The 16,605-nt window shown below is 63.2% G+C and carries 16 protein-coding genes, 1 tRNA gene and 1 pseudogene; 6 read left to right on the top strand and 12 right to left on the bottom strand.

Annotated features, from left to right (window positions below; all coding sequences use genetic code 11):
- Positions 1-14 precede the first annotated feature (14 nt).
- Positions 15-929: a sensor histidine kinase gene (locus tag ACZ5MJ_RS00650; RefSeq protein WP_464221627.1), complete on the bottom strand. Its 915-nt coding sequence runs from the start codon at positions 927-929 to the stop codon at positions 15-17.
- Positions 930-1,309: 380 nt separating this feature from the next.
- On the opposite strand from ACZ5MJ_RS00650, the gene ACZ5MJ_RS00645 reads away from it, so the two are divergent.
- From ACZ5MJ_RS00645 to ACZ5MJ_RS00635, 3 genes are read left to right on the top strand one after another with little or no spacing between them, the layout of a single operon-like run.
- A complete protein-coding gene (locus ACZ5MJ_RS00645) occupies positions 1,310-2,068 on the top strand; it encodes a COG4705 family protein (RefSeq protein WP_464221625.1) in 759 nt (252 codons plus the stop codon).
- A 25-nt stretch (positions 2,069-2,093) separates the two neighbouring features.
- On the top strand, positions 2,094-2,759 hold the full coding sequence (locus tag ACZ5MJ_RS00640; protein WP_464221623.1) for a response regulator: 666 nt from the start codon (positions 2,094-2,096) through the stop codon (positions 2,757-2,759).
- Positions 2,735-4,120, top strand: a complete 1,386-nt coding sequence (locus tag ACZ5MJ_RS00635) for an ATP-binding protein (RefSeq protein WP_464221621.1) — start codon at positions 2,735-2,737, stop codon at positions 4,118-4,120. Before ACZ5MJ_RS00640 ends, ACZ5MJ_RS00635 begins: the two co-directional genes overlap by 25 nt.
- A gap of 146 nt (positions 4,121-4,266) precedes the next feature.
- Here ACZ5MJ_RS00635 and ACZ5MJ_RS00630 read toward each other — a convergent pair whose 3' ends face one another.
- The 9 genes and pseudogenes from ACZ5MJ_RS00630 to petA form a co-directional block, all read right to left on the bottom strand.
- Positions 4,267-5,535, bottom strand: coding sequence for a cytochrome-c peroxidase (locus ACZ5MJ_RS00630; protein WP_464221618.1), 1,269 nt, complete (start codon positions 5,533-5,535; stop codon positions 4,267-4,269).
- Positions 5,536-5,645: 110 nt separating this feature from the next.
- A complete protein-coding gene (locus ACZ5MJ_RS00625) occupies positions 5,646-6,920 on the bottom strand; it encodes an alkaline phosphatase family protein (protein WP_464221617.1) in 1,275 nt (424 codons plus the stop codon).
- 593 nt (positions 6,921-7,513) lie between these two features.
- Positions 7,514-7,722, bottom strand: a pseudogene (locus ACZ5MJ_RS00620) (site-specific integrase); the annotation flags it as partial.
- A 93-nt stretch (positions 7,723-7,815) separates the two neighbouring features.
- Positions 7,816-7,891, bottom strand: a tRNA-Thr gene (locus tag ACZ5MJ_RS00615).
- A gap of 51 nt (positions 7,892-7,942) precedes the next feature.
- On the bottom strand, positions 7,943-8,431 hold the full coding sequence (locus tag ACZ5MJ_RS00610; protein ID WP_432258468.1) for a ClpXP protease specificity-enhancing factor: 489 nt from the start codon (positions 8,429-8,431) through the stop codon (positions 7,943-7,945).
- 57 nt (positions 8,432-8,488) lie between these two features.
- Positions 8,489-9,100: a glutathione S-transferase N-terminal domain-containing protein gene (locus tag ACZ5MJ_RS00605; RefSeq protein WP_010812311.1), complete on the bottom strand. Its 612-nt coding sequence runs from the start codon at positions 9,098-9,100 to the stop codon at positions 8,489-8,491.
- A 218-nt stretch (positions 9,101-9,318) separates the two neighbouring features.
- Positions 9,319-10,062: a cytochrome c1 gene (locus tag ACZ5MJ_RS00600; RefSeq protein WP_464221614.1), complete on the bottom strand. Its 744-nt coding sequence runs from the start codon at positions 10,060-10,062 to the stop codon at positions 9,319-9,321.
- A gap of 37 nt (positions 10,063-10,099) precedes the next feature.
- On the bottom strand, positions 10,100-11,503 hold the full coding sequence (locus ACZ5MJ_RS00595; protein WP_464221611.1) for a cytochrome b: 1,404 nt from the start codon (positions 11,501-11,503) through the stop codon (positions 10,100-10,102).
- 2 nt (positions 11,504-11,505) lie between these two features.
- Positions 11,506-12,123: a ubiquinol-cytochrome c reductase iron-sulfur subunit gene (gene petA, locus ACZ5MJ_RS00590; protein WP_115212791.1), complete on the bottom strand. Its 618-nt coding sequence runs from the start codon at positions 12,121-12,123 to the stop codon at positions 11,506-11,508.
- A 214-nt stretch (positions 12,124-12,337) separates the two neighbouring features.
- On the opposite strand from petA, the gene mscL reads away from it, so the two are divergent.
- The gene (mscL, locus tag ACZ5MJ_RS00585) at positions 12,338-12,763 is read left to right on the top strand and encodes a large conductance mechanosensitive channel protein MscL (protein WP_115212790.1); all 426 of its coding nucleotides are present in this window, start codon (positions 12,338-12,340) and stop codon (positions 12,761-12,763) included.
- A gap of 54 nt (positions 12,764-12,817) precedes the next feature.
- Here mscL and ACZ5MJ_RS00580 read toward each other — a convergent pair whose 3' ends face one another.
- Positions 12,818-13,564, bottom strand: a complete 747-nt coding sequence (locus tag ACZ5MJ_RS00580) for a Nif3-like dinuclear metal center hexameric protein (protein ID WP_432260430.1) — start codon at positions 13,562-13,564, stop codon at positions 12,818-12,820.
- A gap of 19 nt (positions 13,565-13,583) precedes the next feature.
- Between ACZ5MJ_RS00580 and ACZ5MJ_RS00575 the strand changes: the two genes are divergently transcribed.
- Entirely contained in the window at positions 13,584-14,777 is a 1,194-nt protein-coding gene (locus ACZ5MJ_RS00575; protein ID WP_464221609.1) for a Do family serine endopeptidase, read from the top strand.
- 158 nt (positions 14,778-14,935) lie between these two features.
- Positions 14,936-15,217, top strand: coding sequence for a hypothetical protein (locus ACZ5MJ_RS00570; RefSeq protein WP_464221608.1), 282 nt, complete (start codon positions 14,936-14,938; stop codon positions 15,215-15,217).
- Positions 15,218-15,240: 23 nt separating this feature from the next.
- Here the strand turns inward: ACZ5MJ_RS00570 and ACZ5MJ_RS00565 are convergent, their stop codons facing one another.
- Complete coding sequence (locus ACZ5MJ_RS00565; protein WP_464221607.1) at positions 15,241-16,365, bottom strand: porin; 1,125 nt, start codon at positions 16,363-16,365, stop codon at positions 15,241-15,243.
- Between the last annotated feature and the right edge of the window lie 240 nt (positions 16,366-16,605).

Raw genomic sequence — 16,605 nt, 5'->3', positions numbered from 1 at the left:
GGGGCGTCTCCGTTTCAGGATGCGCGCGGCAGCGGGATTTCGATCAGCACGGCGGTGCCGGGGGAGCGTTCTTCAATCCGTACATGGGCGTCCCCGTCATACAGCACAGCCAGCCGCTCACGCAGGTTCGAAAGCCCGACGCCGGCGCCAGCCGAGGGACGGAAACCCATGCCATCGTCCTCGATGGTCGCCAGCATGCGCAGGCCGCGCCGCTCCAGCCGGACCTGCAGCCGCCCGCCTTCGATCTTCGGCTCCAGCCCGTGCTTGATCGCATTCTCGACCACGGGCTGCAGCAGCATCGGCGCCAGCGGCATCAATTCGAGTTCCGGGTCGACATCGACCGAGTAATGCAGCCGGTCGCCCATGCGGATGCGGATCAGTGCCAGGTAGTCGCGCAGCAGCTTCGCCTCCTGCGCCACCGTGCCTTGCGTGGCACGGCTGGCCGCAAGCGATGCGCGCAGGTAGGCAATGAAATGCTCCAGCATCAGCGTGGCCTTCTGCGGCGCGGGCTCGATCAGGCTGACGACGTTGGCCAGGGTGTTGAACAGGAAGTGCGGCTCGATCTGGGCCTGCAGCAAGCGCATGCGGGCCTCCACCAACTGCTTCTCCGTCGACAGTGTGCGCACCTGCTCCTGCGCCATGTACTCGGCGATCTTGCGTTCTTCCCACTGCCGCCCGAGCATGCCGACGCGGCCCCAGGTCATGACGCCGTGTATGGCCAGGCCGATGCCCCAGCCAAAAAGCGGCCCGCCGGACCACGGGCGCTGCGGCGATGCCACCAGGTGGTAACCGATCAGCAATGCGTTGACCGCCACGTAGAGCATGGCGTGCATGTAGAAGAAGCGCAGCGCGCGCACACGCCGGCGGGCGTCCTCGTAGGCGCGTTGTTCGGGGGCGGATCGCCAGATGCGGGAGTTGGGGGCGTGCACGGGCGGATGGCAGCGGGGAGATGGCAGGAGGTTACCATCGCGTTCCGGGTCGAGATACCGCGCTGGCGGGAACCGACGGATTGGCGACGTGAATCGCGGGTTAGCCGGCGCAGACTGCTCGGGCCATCGCGCTGTAGCGTGACGTCCGATACTGGACGGTCCCCCTCGCCGGCCCAAGATCACATGGACGCACCCCTCGGACGGGATTGGGCTCCTTTGCCCGCCATGACGTCGGCATTGCCGCGCCGCGCCCTCAGCGAGCGCCTGATAGGGCACATCATGACGTTGTCCAAGTGGCCAAAACGCCATGGCTGTCCGGCTCAGGGCCAGCTAAGTCTGCCTGCGTAGCCTCCATCCTCGACCAACTAGCGCGAGCTCCCATGAAAACATCCACAGAACACGCCCTGGCCAAAGTCCCCGAAGTCACGCTGGGGTTCTGGCTGATCAAGATCGCCGCCACCACGCTCGGCGAAACCGGCGGCGATGCCGTCTCGATGTCCATGAACCTGGGCTATCTGATCGGCACGGGCATCTTCGCAGCGATCTTCCTGGCCGCCGTGATCGCGCAGATCAGAGCCAGGCGCTTCCATCCCTTCCTGTACTGGACCACGATTATCGCGACCACCACGGTGGGCACGACGCTGGCGGACTTTGCCGACCGCTCGCTTGGCATCGGCTACGCCGGCGGCTCGGGCTTGCTGCTGGCAATGCTGCTCGGCTCGCTCTTTGTCTGGCATCGTACGCTTGGCTCGGTGTCGGTGAGCACTGTCAGCGCGCCCAGGGCGGAGGCGTTCTATTGGGTAACGATCATGTTCTCCCAGACACTGGGCACGGCACTCGGCGACTGGACCGCCGATACGGCGGGGCTGGGCTACACCGGCGCGGCCATCGTCTTTGGTGGCCTGCTGGCCTTGATCGTGGCAGCCTACTACTGGACCCGCGTATCCCGTACCCTTCTGTTCTGGGCGGCATTCATCCTGACCCGCCCGCTGGGTGCCGTGGTCGGCGACTTCCTGGACAAGCCGCTGAACGCCGGAGGTCTGGCGTTGAGCCGCTATTCCGCGTCGGCCACGCTGTTTGCCTTCATCCTGACCGGTATCCTGCTGTTCAGGCAGCGCGCAGCGCGGACGGCGCATTGAACGACGAAGATTGAGCGGAGGCGGCATGCGGGTCTTGCTGGTCGAAGACGATCCCATGATTGGTGAAGCGATCCAGGGCGCATTGAAGGATGCGTCTTATGCGGCTGACTGGGTAAGCGACGGCCAGGCCGCCCTTGCGACCCTGGACTGCCAGCACTACGACCTGGTACTGCTCGACCTTGGCTTGCCAGGCAAGGACGGCCTGGACGTGCTGACCAGCATTCGGGCCAGGGGCAACCCCGTTCCCTTGCTCATCATCACGGCTCGCGACGAACTGGATGACCGTTTGCGCGGCCTGGATGGCGGGGCCGATGATTACGTCCTCAAGCCCTTTGAGATTGCGGAACTGTTCGCACGGATGCGCGCCGTGCTGCGACGCAAGGGGGGCAGCGCCGCGCCTGTGCTCAGCAATGGCGCGGTCTCACTTGATCCAGCCACGCGGCAGGCCTCGGTGGGCAGTGAAGCCCCCGTACAGCTTTCCAACCGTGAGTTTGCGCTCCTGCAGGCCTTGCTGATACGACCGGGGGCCATCCTGTCACGCAGCGAGCTGGAGGATCGCATCTACGGCTGGGGGGAAGAGGTCGAAAGCAATGCCGTCGAATATCTGATCCACGCGCTGCGACGCAAGCTGGGCAGCGAGGTCATCAAGAACGTCAGGGGGGTGGGATGGATGGTCTCAAAGGGCGGCTGAACGCGTCGGTTCAGATCAAACTGTCCTTCACCCTGGCGGCCGCGATTGTGGTCGTTGCCGTCGTGGCGGGCATCTTCTCCTTCATGTCCGCCTTCGATGAAGCGCACGAACTGCAAGACGATGTCTTGCGGCAGGTAGCGTGGCTGATGCGTGAGCAGCACCTGTCGCCTGCCCCTGCGCCCACCGATGCCGGTCTCAAGGAAAGCAGCGAGGAATCGCGTGTGATCGTCCAGCGCCTGGGCGACGGCAAGGGGTCACAGAAAGGCGTCGATGCCGGCGGACTGTTACCCCTGCCCGAGACGCTGACTGATGGCCTGCACACGCTCGACGTCGATGGCGAAACCTTCCGTGTCCTGGTCAGTACAACCACCGCCGGCGAACGCATTGCAGTCGCACAAGAGTCCGGCTTCCGGGACCAGATTGCGCGCGAAAGCGCCCTCCGTACCGTGACACCCTTCCTGGTCCTGGTGCCGCTCCTGCTGCTGATCGTCGCCGACCTGGTGCGCAAGCTGTTCCAGCCGATTGCCGCGCTCTCCAGGGAAATCGACCAGCGTGCCGAGCAGGAGCTGCACCCCATCGACGATCGCCGCCTGCCCTCCGAGGTGCGTCCGTTTGTGGTGGCGATCAACCGCCTGCTCGGCCGCGTTGCGCAGTCGATGGACGCCCAGCGCCGTTTTGTCGCAGATGCGGCGCACGAGCTGCGCTCACCACTGACGGCGTTGTCGCTGCAAGCAGAACGACTGGCGGAAGCGGAAATGTCCGGCCCGGCACGTGAACGATTGACCGTGCTGCGCCAAGGCATCGAACGCGGCAGGAGCCTGCTGGATCAGCTCCTGACCTTGGCCAGGGTGCAATCGCCTGCCGAATTGCCGGCGTCGCCGGTATCCATCCTGGGTATCTACCGCCGTGTTCTGGAGGACCTGATGCCGCTGGCCGAGGCAAAGCATATCGACATCGGCGTCGAGGGCGCGCAAGACGCCCGGGTGTGGGCAAGCGAGCTGGACATGATCGCCGTGGTCAGGAACCTGGTCGACAACGCCATCCGCTATACCCCGCAGGGTGGCCGGGTGGATCTGTCAGTGAGCTCGGCGCAAGGGTGTACCGTGCTGCGCATCCAGGACACCGGACCGGGCATCCCTCTGGCCGAACGGGATCGGGTCTTCGACCCCTTCTACCGTACGCTTGGCAGCGCGCAGATCGGTTCGGGGCTGGGGCTTTCCATCGTCAGGACAATTGCGAAGCGCATCGGCGCGGATATTCGGCTGGGCTTCTCCGATGAAGGGCGGCAGACAGGGTTGAGCGTGGCTGTGCTGATTCCGGTGAAAGGCTCGTTCCGGGCGGCTGAATCGCGGGCCGGTTAGATACCCTGGCTTTGCCTGCGCAGCTAGCCGGCGAACCGAGCCCCGCCGTTGCCAGTGCGCGACCTGCCGGCATGTGCCAGCGTCGCGCCGGGCTGCAGTACCGGCTTACCCACCGCAACGCCTCTGTAGAACGCTGCCGACGGCACTTACGAGGCAGGTTTCCAGCCGTCGTTCAATGTCCGCAGGAAGGTTACGACGTCGCGGATCTCGGCTGCGTTCAGCGCGGGCCGGTCACCGTGCTTGCGATCCATGGGGGCATCGATGTCGTCGATGTTGGCGTGCAACGCGGGCGGCAAGTCGTCATAGCGCATGGCCTTGCCGCTGGCGTCGCGCCCGTACCAACGCTCGGGCCGGATATCGCGCTCCACATAGAAGCGCACCACGTCTTCCAGCTTGTGGAAGCGGCCATTGTGGAACCAGGCGCCGCGCAGCGCGGTGTTGCGCAGCGTTGGCGTCTTGAACATGCCGCAATACTTCGTCTGCGCCGACTGGTCCGTCCGCTTCGGCCCGCAAAGGCCGAGGTCATAGTAGGCAGGATCGGCATTGGCGTCGATCTCCGGATTGCGGGGCACGCCGAGCGCGGCGAACTGGTAGTCCGTCAGCAACGGATGTGAACCGTCTGCACCGCGGTCGATCACGTGGCAGGCAGCGCAGTTGCCCTTGGCAGGATCGGAGAACAGCCGCAGCCCGCGCATCTCCGCCGGCGTCAGCGTTGCCTTGCCGTCCAGGTAGGCGTCGAACTTGCTGTCGTAGCGGTGAAAACTGGGATCGTCTAGCTGAAAGCGCTCCAGTGCGAGCATCGCCGATGCAAAGGCCTGCTTTGGATTCTCGAAAATCTGCACGCCGAACACCGCTCGGAAGCGCGCCGCATAGGGCGCGCGGGCCAGCCGGGCCACCACTGTGTCAGGGTTCGCGTTAGCCATCTCGTCGGGGTCCAGCAGCGGCGCGCTGGCTTGCTCGTGCAAGGCGTTGAAGCGGCCGTCCCACATCAGCCCGCCCGAGGGCGGGCTATCGGTTTCGGTCAACTGCTCCACCAGGCTGCTCACCTGAATCTTGTGCCATTTGGGCGTGCGGTTGAGGTGATAGGCCAGCGACGGCGCGGCACGGCGGCCCTGACGGTCAAGGCGCTCGCCGCCGAGCTGGACTGCGAGCGCGTTTGGCGGGCCATAGCCATGGTCAGGATCGTGGCAACTAGCGCACGACTGACGCCCCGAAGCAGACAGCGTGGGATCGAAGAACATCGCCTTGCCTAGCGCGGCAAGCTCGGCGGCATCCGGGGTCTGCGCAGGCATGCTTGCCCGGGGCACTGTGCCCGCCATGCTGCCGCCACGTGGCGGTTGCAGATGGAAGTATTGAACCGCGATGAATGCGGTGGCAGGCAGGATCACCAACGCGCTGCCAAGCAGCGCGAGCATTCTCGCGGAGGCCATGAAGTTGTTCCCGGGCAAAGGCAGTGGATGCCGGCAATGCACCGCCGGTGCCTGACGGCCCGGCGGTGTCGCTGGTCACGGCGCGGAGAGAAGGATCAGAGGTTGGTGAAGATGTCGCTGCCGAAGCCGACCAGCCCCTCCTGCGCCGCAAACCCAAGGTAGCCGTCGACCTGGAAGATGTCCTCCAGGCTCTTTAGCATGGCGTAGTGGTTATACGGCGTGGTCGACACCGTGCCCGGCTTGATGAACGGCGAGAGGAGCACGGCGCCGGTGCGGTCGCCACCGTGGTTGTTCGTCACGATGTTGATGTTGTACGGATACTTGGTCACCGAGGCCGGGAACGACTGCGTGACCGGGAACTTGACGTTCGGACCAGGCAACTGATTGCAGCAGGTATCCCCCGAGAACGTCATCGTCATCGTCGGCGGCGTGGTCGACGTGTCCTGCGTCATGCTCGCGTAGGCGCTCTCATCGAAGTTGATGATGATCAGGCCATCCTGCTGATAAGCTGGCGAAGCCATGATCAGCGGCACCCACTTCTGCAGGAATGCATCGGCCGAGACCAGCCCGCCGGGATCCCCGTTCACGCAGTGCGTGTCATGGCCGTCATTGCACAGGTTGGGCGTGATGAAGGTGAAGTTGGCCGTGGTGTTGATGGCCTTCAGGTCATCGGTGAGCTTGTCCAGGTTGACCACGTTGGTGGCGCAATCCGGAGAGTCGATGATCGAGTGGAAGTACACGAACGGGTTGTGCCGCGCGGCGTACTGGTCGCCCTTGGGCACCGAGGCAGACGGCGCCTGAGCCGATTGCGTGCGGTCTATGGCATTGAGCGCCGGGTGGCCGCAGGTAGCGCTTTCGCGCGTCGGGTCATTGCCCATGTCTTCCATGTAGCCCTTCCACGTCAGGTTGACCGCCTTGAGCTGGTCGGGCAGCGTTTTGATGGAAGCGGGATAGACGCAGCCGGTGCCGATCGCCTGGCCATGGTCGTTCATGCCGGACAGGGTCATGTCCTTGTAGGTCATGCAATCGAGTTGCGTGTCGGCCGTCACGGATTGGCCGCTCAGCATGGCGATGTAGTTGCCCAGGCTGACGTGGCTGGTGCCGAAGTATTGCTGCAGGAATGCGCCCTGGCTCACGAGTGTCTTCGACAGGTACGGCGCCGGCGAGTTGGCGCCAAAGGTGGTGCTGTAGTTCTGGTTCTCGAGCGTGATCACGAACACATGACGCACGGACTGCATGGTCGCGGCCGGGGCCGAAGTCGTGCTCGCTGACTTGCTGTCATCGCCCGTGCCGCAGGCAGCCAGCACGAGCGCGGCACACGCCGCCACTACGGTGCCGGCCAGCAGGCCGCTACCGGAAAGCTTGAACATGATTGGGGTCCTTGTTGTTGTGTCGAATGTCGCGCATGCCGGATCCGGTGGCTCCCGGAACGGCAAGCACCCTGCCGGTCGCGCAGGGGCAACGTTACGGGTGCGGTGGCGGCCAACTCTACGTCCAACCGGACTAGGTGAAGCGGACGATCTATCAACAAACTTGTATGTTTGTTTTTTGAGGACTCCGGCGGGCACCGGTGCCGCACGCGTGTGCCGGAAAACCCACGTATCAGGCCGAACCAGGCACCCCACATGGACACAATTGCGCCCATGACGGCTCAAGCTGAACGGGCCGGACTACGAGGCCGCGACGCTTGCGGATGCCGTGCGATGGGTGCTGGCGCAGCTTGACCCGCCACCGGGCTGGACGCAGTGCTGGCAGGATGCACGCGGCCGCACACTCCTAGCACCTGAGGTCGGGCGCACCAGTGCTCACGGAGGGAGCACATACCCTACGCTCCAGTGATCTGCAGCGCCCCCGACGGCGCGACTTCTGTGGTCGCATTGAAACCTGAGAGTGAGCTCCAACCTGCGACCGCGCCAGCGCTCGCTGCACTGTGTAGTCGGCTATTTGAGGACTGACACCTCCCCATGTAGCGCTTCAGCGCGGCGGAGACGGTGAGTTTTTCGGATAGGGCGCGCGAGGAAGGTACACACCTCGGACCATCTCGTCCTCTGTCCGCCGCGCCCGATCCTCGGCGTCACGTTTTGTGCGGAGAGTTTTTGCCGTGGTCGGCCAGGCGATCTTGCGGATCACCGCGTTCCACGTGCCGGAAGGCGTCTTGACGATGGTTGCCATGTACCTTTGTGAGAGCTGACTGCACTGAAACAGTACTTTTCAGCTCCCCGAAAGGCAAAAGGGCCACGCAGACTCGCGTGACCCTTCAATACTTGGTGCCGGCTGCAGGACTCGAACCCGCCACCTGATGATTACAAATCAACTGCTCTACCTGATGAGCTAAGCCGGCATGTGGTGCAGACCGCGATTCTACTGCATTGCGGTCCGCTTTGGGAGCGGCTTACTTCACCACTTTCAGTGCGGGCTTCTTGCCGCCGATGCGGGGCACCGGGGGCGGCGTGTCATCGTCGCCGGGGCCGGTGTCGGCGGTGCTTGCCGAGGTCTCGGCTTCTACCGGGGCCAGCTTGGGCGGCGGGTTGTTCTCGCGCTCGGTGGCGGCCTGGGTTTCCGGCACGCTGCGTTCGACCGGGAAGGCCATGCCCTGCCCGTTCTCGCGGGCGTAGATGGCCAGCACGTTCTCGACGGGGACGTCAATCTTGCGCGAGATGCCGCCGAAGCGTGCGCTGAAGGTGATCCACTCGTTGCCCATGTCAAGGCCGCTGGTGGCGTCGAAGCTGACGTTGAGCACGATCTCGTTGTTCTTGACGAACTCGCGCGGCACGCTGGTGTTGGCGTCGACGAAGACGGCGATGTACGGCGTGAAGCCGTTGTCCGTGCACCATTCATAGATGGCGCGGATCAGGTAGGGCTTGGTGGAGGTTTCAGACATTGTGCTTCCAATGGCGCCGCGATGGCCCGAGGGCGGATGCGCCCGGGCCGGTGCCGCTTAGCGGCGCATCACCTTTTCCGACGGGGTGAGCGCCTCGATGTACGCGGGACGGCTGAAAATGCGTTCAGCATACTTCAGCAGCGGCGCGGCGTTCTTCGACAGCTCAATGCCGTAGTGGTCCAGGCGCCACAGCAGCGGCGCGATGGCGACGTCGAGCATCGAGAACTCTTCGCCCAGCATGTACTTGTTCTTGACGAAGATCGGCGCGAGCTGCGTCAGGCGGTCGCGGATCGCGGCGCGGGCGCGTTCGTGGTTCTTCTCCGCGGCCTTGCCCTTTTCGTTCTCCAGCGTGTAGACGTGGGTGAACAGTTCCTTTTCGAAGTTGAACAGGAACAGGCGGGCGCGGGCGCGCTGCACCGGGTCGGCCGGCATCAGCTGCGGGTGCGGGAAGCGCTCGTCGATGTATTCGTTGATGATGTTCGACTCATACAGGATGAGGTCGCGCTCGACCAGGATAGGCACCTGGCCGTACGGGTTCATCACCGAAATATCTTCGGGCTTGTTGAACAGGTCGACGTCGCGGATTTCAAAGTCCATGCCCTTTTCAAACAGGACAAGGCGGCAACGTTGGGAGAACGGGCAAGTCGTACCCGAATACAACACCATCATGGTTGGATTCCTTGGGCTTAGCCGAAGCAGGGTCGGACAGTAAGGTCTGATATTCTGCCAAAGTCGGCCACCAGAAAGCAAATTTGTGGCAAATGATGCACTCTCAAGGCGTCGTTCTGCGCACTTACAGGTAAAAAGGCCAGGAGCGGCGCTGCTTTCGCAGCGGCCACTCCTGGCCTTTGTCCGGTCAGGGCCCGCGTTCGGGCCGCTGGCACGGCTTACTTCACGTCCTTCCAGTATGCGGCGTTCAGGCGCCAGGCGAAGACGGTGAACACGCCCAGGAACATCAACACCCAGACGCCCAGGCGCTTGCGGTGGTTCTGCGCGGGCTCGGCCATCCAGTCCAGGAAGCCGACCAGGTCAGCCGCGGCCTGGTCGTACTCGACCTTGCTCAGCTTGCCCGGGCTCAGTTGCTCGAAGCCGGCAAACTTGTGCACCGTCTCGCCGTGCTGTTCCACTTCGGTGAACTTGGCGGCGCGCTGGCCCTGCAGTTCCCACAGCACGTGCGGCATGCCGACGCTCGGGAACACCAGGTTGTTCCAGCCGGTGGCGCGGCTGTCGTCACGGTAGAACGTGCGCAGGTAGGTGTAGAGCCAGTCGTCGCCGCGGGCGCGGGCGATCACCGACAGGTCCGGCGGCTGCGCGCCGAAGAAGGCCTTGGCTTCCTTCGGCTGCATGGCGATGGTCATGGTCTCGCCAACCTTGTCCGCGCTGAACAGCAGGTTCTCGCGGATCTGGTCGTCGGTCAGGCCGATGTCCTTGAGCCGGTTGTATCGCATCATCGATGCGCCGTGGCAGTTCAGGCAGTAGTTGACGAACAGCTTGGCGCCACGCTGCAGCGACGACAGGTCGGCAGTGTTCACCGGTGCCGGCTCAAGGGGATAGCCCCCCTCGGATGCCATGGCGGGCGCGGCGGCAAAACAGGCACCGACCAGCGCGAAGATCGAAAGCAGCTTTTTCATCTTGTGTCCTTGTCCTCTTGTCGGGTTCGCGCTTCGCTCAGTGCGGATGGAACGTGACGCGCTCCGGCACCGGCTTGAACTCGCCGGCACGGCTCCACAGCGGCATGGTCAGGAAGAAGGCGAAGTACAGCAGCGTGCCGAGCTGCGACACCTTTTCACCAACCGGCGACGGCGGTTGCACGCCGAGGTAGCCGAGGACCAGGAACACCACCACGAAGACGATCAGGATGGTCTTGTGGAAAGCGGGACGATAGCGGATGGACTTCACCGGCGAGCAATCGAGCCACGGCATGAAGAACAGGATCACGACCGAGCCGCCCATCACCAGCACGCCCCAGAACTTGGCGTCGATGAAGTAGAAGCCCACGGCCAGGATCACCGCGATGGCGATGGCGCCGACCTTCACGCGCGCGTCCTTGCTGCGCAGGAACACCATGCCGAGCACCAGCGCGAAGAACACCCACAGGATCGGCAGGAAGTTCGACGTAGTGGCGCGCAGCATCGAGTAGAACGGCGTGAAGTACCAGACCGGCGCGATATGCGGCGGGGTTTTCAGCGGATCAGCCGGGAAGAAGTTGTTGGCTTCCAGGAAATAGCCGCCCACTTCCGGGAAGAAGAAGATCACGGCCGAGAAGATCATCAGGAAGCCGGCCACGCCCAGCGTATCGTGCACCGAGTAGTACGGATGGAAGGGAATGCCATCCAGGGGCACGCCGTTCTCGTCCTTCTTGGCCTTGATCTCGACGCCGTCCGGGTTGTTCGAGCCCACTTCGTGCAGCGCGATGATGTGGGCAACGACCAGGCCCAGCAGCACCAGCGGCACGGCGATGACGTGGAACGAGAAGAAGCGGTTCAGCGTGGCATCGCTCACCACGTAGTCACCGCGGATGAACAGCGACAGGTCCTGGCCGATCACGGGAATGGCCGAGAACAGGTTCACGATCACCTGGGCGCCCCAGTACGACATCTGGCCCCATGGCAGCAGGTAGCCCATGAAGGCTTCGGCCATCAGGCACAGGAAGATCAGGCAGCCGAAGATCCAGACCAGCTCGCGCGGCTTGCGGTACGAACCGTACAGCAGGCCCCGGAACATATGCAGGTAGACCACGACGAAGAAGGCCGAGGCGCCGGTCGAGTGCATGTAGCGCACCAGCCAGCCCCAGGGGACTTCGCGCATGATGTATTCCACGCTGGCGAAGGCCACGGGAATGCCGGCGGCGTTCAGCGTGCCGTCCGGCTTGTAGTTCATCACCAGGAAGATGCCGGTAACGATCTGGATCACCAGCACCAGCAGCGCCAGCGAACCGAAGAAGTACCAGAAATTGAAGTTCTTCGGCGCGTAGTACTTGGAGAGGTGGTCTTCCCACAGTTGGGTTGCGGGGAAGCGGGCGTCGATCCAGCCCAGCAGGCCGGTCGTCTTGACTTGTTTTTCGGCCGCCATGATCAAGCTTCTCCTTTCTCGTCCTTGCCGATCACGATCTTGGTATCGGTCAGGAACTGGTATGGGGGTACGTCAAGATTTTGCGGAGCCGGTTTGTTCTTGAAGACGCGGCCGGCCAGGTCGAAGGTCGAGCCATGGCAGGGGCAGAGGAAACCGGGATCGGTGCCGAGCTGGGGATTGGCCCCGGAAGCGAAGGGGCCGGAAGGCGAGCAGCCAAGGTGGGAACAGATGCCCACCACGACCAGCAGATCCTTGTGGTCTGCACGGGAACGGGTTTCGTTCTTGCAGTACTCAGGGGTCTTCATGGTGAATGGCACGTCGGAATTCGGGTCGGCCACTTCGCCGTCCGTCTTCTTCAGCGAGGCGAGCATTTCCTCGGTCCGCTTCAGAATCCAGACCGGCTTGCCGCGCCATTCGACGGTCATCATCTCGCCCGGTTTCAGCGCGCCGATATCCGCTTCGACCGGGGCACCGGCGGCTTTGGCCTTCTCCGATGGTGCGAAAGTACTGACGAAAGGAACCGCTACCGCTACGCCTCCGACGCCGCCAGCGACGGATGTCGCGATCAACCAATTGCGGCGACCTTTATCCACGCTCTTCACGTCTTGCTGGTCACTCATTCCAAACCCCAGGGGAAGTCAATTTAGATTTTGCGTCAACCATAAAGTGTACCTTAGACACCTGCGCACTAGATAGGCAGAAAATGCCACGGCTATGCGCGATTATCGGACATGCAACCCGGAAAGCGGCCTGCGTGCTTGCTTTCCGCAGAGTCATGCGGCAGGCTTCGAGCTTGAAACCGTTCATCGCTAGCCACAAGAAGGAGAACCCCCCATGGGCATGATCTCGGAATTCAGAACCTTCGCCATGCGTGGCAACGTAGTCGACCTCGCGGTCGGCGTGATCATTGGCGCTGCGTTTGGGAAAATCGTGGATTCAGTGGTGAATGATCTGATCATGCCAGTGATTGGCCGTATCGTCGGCAAGCTGGATTTTTCCAATATGTTCATCTTGCTGGCCGATCCCCCGCCCGGCACGCCTTCAACGCTCGATGCCTTGAAGAAGGCCGGCGTTCCCGTATTTGCCTATGGCAATTTCCTGACTATCGTTGTCAACTTCCTGATTCTTGCGTTCATCATCTTCCTGATGGTGCGCGCCTTTAACAGAATGCGCGCCAAGGAACCGGCAGCGCCGCCGGCCGCCCCGCCCGAGGAAGTGGTGCTGCTGCGTGAGATCCGCGACAGCCTGAAGACGCGCTGATCCGATCCCGAAAGATAAAACGGCCCCGATGGGGCCGTTTTGTTTTGCGTCAGATCAGACAGGATTTGGAATATCAATAAAGGTATGACGCAGGCCAAAGCGTTCGGCCACATGCTCACCCAGTGAGCGGATGCCGTAGCGTTCGGTGGCGTGGTGTCCTGCGGCGAGATACGCGACGCCGCTCTCGCGCGCCAGATGCGTGGTCTGCTCCGAGACTTCGCCGCTGAGGTAGGCATCGACACCAGCGGCAATCGCGGCATCGAAATAGCCCTGCGCCCCGCCCGTGCACCAGCCCACGGTGCGGATCATCTGGTCAGGCTCGCCGATGGCCAGCGGTTCGCGACCAAGCACGCCACCGACGTGCGCAGCCAGCGCGGAAAGCGGCATCGGCGCGGGCAGCGTGCCGGTCCAGCCGAGCTGGTCGTCGCTGAAGCGGCCAGTGGGGGTAAAGCCGAGCTGCAGGCCAAGCTGGGCGTTGTTGCCGAACTCGGGGTGGTTGTCCAGCGGCAGGTGGTAGGCAAACAGATTGACGTCGGCACCGAGCAGGCGCTTCAAGCGCGCGTACTTCTGCCCGACCACGCGTGCATCTTCGTTTTTCCAGAAGTAGCCGTGATGGACGAGGATGGCGTCGGCGCCCGCCTCGATCGCCGCGTCGACCAGCGCCAGGCTTGCCGTCACACCGGTCACCACGTGTGTGACTTCAGCGCGACCTTGCACTTGCAGCCCATTGGGACAATAGTCCTTGTAGCGGGGAACTTCCAACAGGTCGTTCAAGTACAATTCAAGCTCTTTTGTTTTCATTTTCTGCTCAAACTCCAATATGTTGCGGCGCTTTTGGCTGTTCTTTGCCCAGGCTGTCACCGTCGTGCTGGCGGTCTGGTTCGTCGTGGCAACGCTCAAGCCTGAATGGCTGCAGAGGGGGCGCATCGCGGTCCAGTCCGGTTCGCCCATCGTGGCGCTCAAGGAAGTCGTGCCCAACGTGTCCGGTCCTGCGGCCGAAGGGTCTTACAGTCAAGCCGCCGAGCAGGCCATGCCGGCGGTGGTCAATATCTTTACCAGCAAGAACGGCAACAAGCGCTCGCCCAACCCGCAGGCCGAGGATCCGTGGTTCCGCTTCTTCTTTGGCGACCGCCTGCCTGAGCGGCAAGAGCCGGTCTCCAGCCTGGGGTCCGGCGTCATTGTCAGCTCCGAGGGTTACATTCTAACCAACCACCACGTCGTCGACGGTGCCGACGAGATCGAGGTCGCGCTGACCGACGGCCGCAAGGCCAACGCCAAGGTGGTGGGCTCCGACCCGGAAACCGACCTGGCCGTGCTCAAGGTGACGCTCAAGGACCTGCCCGCGATCACCCTGGGCCGGCTTGAGAACGTGAAGGTCGGCGACGTGGTGCTGGCCATCGGCAACCCGTTCGGCGTCGGCCAGACCGTGACGATGGGCATTGTCTCGGCGCTTGGCCGCAGCCACCTGGGCATCAACACCTTCGAGAACTTCATCCAGACCGATGCGGCCATCAACCCGGGCAACTCGGGCGGTGCGCTGGTGGATGCACAGGGCAACCTGCTGGGCATCAATACAGCGATCTACTCGCGCTCGGGCGGCTCGCTGGGGATCGGCTTTGCGATTCCGGTGTCGACCGCCAAGCAGGTGATGGAATCGATCATCTCCACCGGCAGTGTGACGCGCGGCTGGATCGGGGTCGAGCCGCAGGACATGACGCCTGAGATCGCCGAATCCTTCGGGCTCGATGCCAAGGAAGGCGCACTGATCGCTGCCGTGGTCCAGGGCGGGCCAGCCGACAAAGCGGGTGTGAAACCCGGCGATGTGCTGGCCAAGGTGGATGGCTCGTCGATCACGGACACAACCGCGCTGCTCAATGCGATTGCCCAGCTCAAGCCGGGCGTGGACATCAAGATGACCGTGATCCGCCGCGGCAAGCCGACGGACCTGACCGTGACGATCGGCAAACGGCCTCCGCCGCCGCGCCGGGCGCTGCCGCTGGAAGAGGAAGAGTGAAGCCGGCGTTGCCAGTTCGATGCGAAGACCCGCCAGGCCTGGCGGGTTTTTTTATGGCCTGATGTAGCGGCTGGCGTCCGGATGCCGGGTGTCCCAGCCAGGCTGGGACGACACGGCGCGCTATGACGATAGCCACGCGCACCACTTCGGCGAGGGACATGGCAATCGTGCCATTCTTCTGCTGCACGCACGGCGCCAGTTGCAGTGCTTCTGCATGGACTCACGTTCTGCGGAACGTGAAGGAGCTGTGGCTTACGGCGCTGCGTCAGCCAGATATCTCATCGGCTGTGACCTCTGGCATCGCGCCAGTGCACGCCGAAGTCCACATTCACGGCGAAGGCACGCCCAGGCATCAACCTGCTGTCACCTTCCCTAGCCCGATCGCACAAAAGAAAACGCCGGCATCCTTGCGGATGCCGGCGTTTTTCAAGCCAATCTGATGCGAGCTTGCGCTCGCGTCAAATTAGAACTTGTGACGGACACCAACCACGGCGCCGAACTGGTTCGCGCCCGGCTGCACGCCTTCGCTGCTCGTGGCGCTCTGCTGGTCGTTGAAGCCGTTCACGCCCAGGCTCGACTTGCCGCGGTTCAGGGCATACGAAACCGAGGTGTACAGGTCGGTACGCTTCGACAGGGCATAGTCGGCCAGCGCAACGAATTGCCACGGGTTGCCAGCATTGGCGTTGCGCAGGTTCTGGTAGTAAGCAGCGCCCGACAGCGACAGGGCCGGGGTCAGCTGGTAGCCAACGCCCATCCAGGCCAGGTTGGACGAAGTGTTCGCAGCAGCCACGCCGTTCACCGAAACGGCACCCGGAAGCACGGCGCCGTTGAAAGCCTTGGCATAACGGTAGCCAGCGAAGACCTTTGCCGGACCAAATGCGTACGTACCGGCGACGGCGGCACGACGGACCAGGTTGTTGGACGTCAGGAGAGTGGCCGACGACTTGTTGGCCTGGTCATACACAGCACCCAGCGAGAACGGACCGGCAGCGTAGATTGCCGAAACCGAGTACTCACGGCCGTTGGTGAAGTTGCCCGGAACTTCCTGGTTGTTGTTGTTGAAGCTGTACAGGCCGGACACGGTCAGGCCACCGAACGTGCCGATGTACTTGGCCGAGTTGTCAGCACGTGCGCCACCCAGGAACGGGTCTTGTGCGGCGATCGAGAAACGGCTCGAGATGGCCATCGGGTCAAATGCCAGGCCGAAGTCGTACGACGGGGTCGTGTGACGGCCCAGGGTCAGCTGACCCCACTGGCTTTGCAGACCGACGAAGGCGGCACGGCCGAACAGGCGACCGCCCTGGCCCATCTTGCCATCGTCGACGTTGAAGCCGCTTTCCAGCGTGAAGATGCCCTTCAGGCCGCCGCCCAGGTCTTCAACACCACGCAGGCCCCAGCGCGAACCCGACTGGTTACCCGATTGCAGGGCCCACAGGTTGTCGCCCTTGGCACCGGAGCCAGGAACAACAGCCTTGTTCAGGTATTCGACGCCAGCGTCAACCACACCGTACAGGGTAACGCTCGACTGGGCATAAGCGCCGCCGGCGGCCAGAGCGGCAACGGCAGCTGCAAACAGTTTCATCTTCATATCGACACTTTCCTTGTCAACTGATTGGGAAATCTTGGTTGCCCAAGTGCTTGGGCGACGCATTTACGTTCACGTCTGCTGCGTATTATGGGCCAGCCCCCCCGGCCGTCAGAAGGCTTTTTCGGCGTAAACCATGCTTACTGGCGGTTTTTGTTGTCGGGGAGCAACAGGAATGCACGCGAAAATCCCCATTTTGGTGCAAAAACAGGGATTGGCGGGTCGGGAAGACCGGGCTCAGCG

The organism is Cupriavidus sp. LA-1 (genome assembly GCF_055385985.1).
This window is presented reverse-complemented; position numbering and strand designations above follow the sequence as displayed.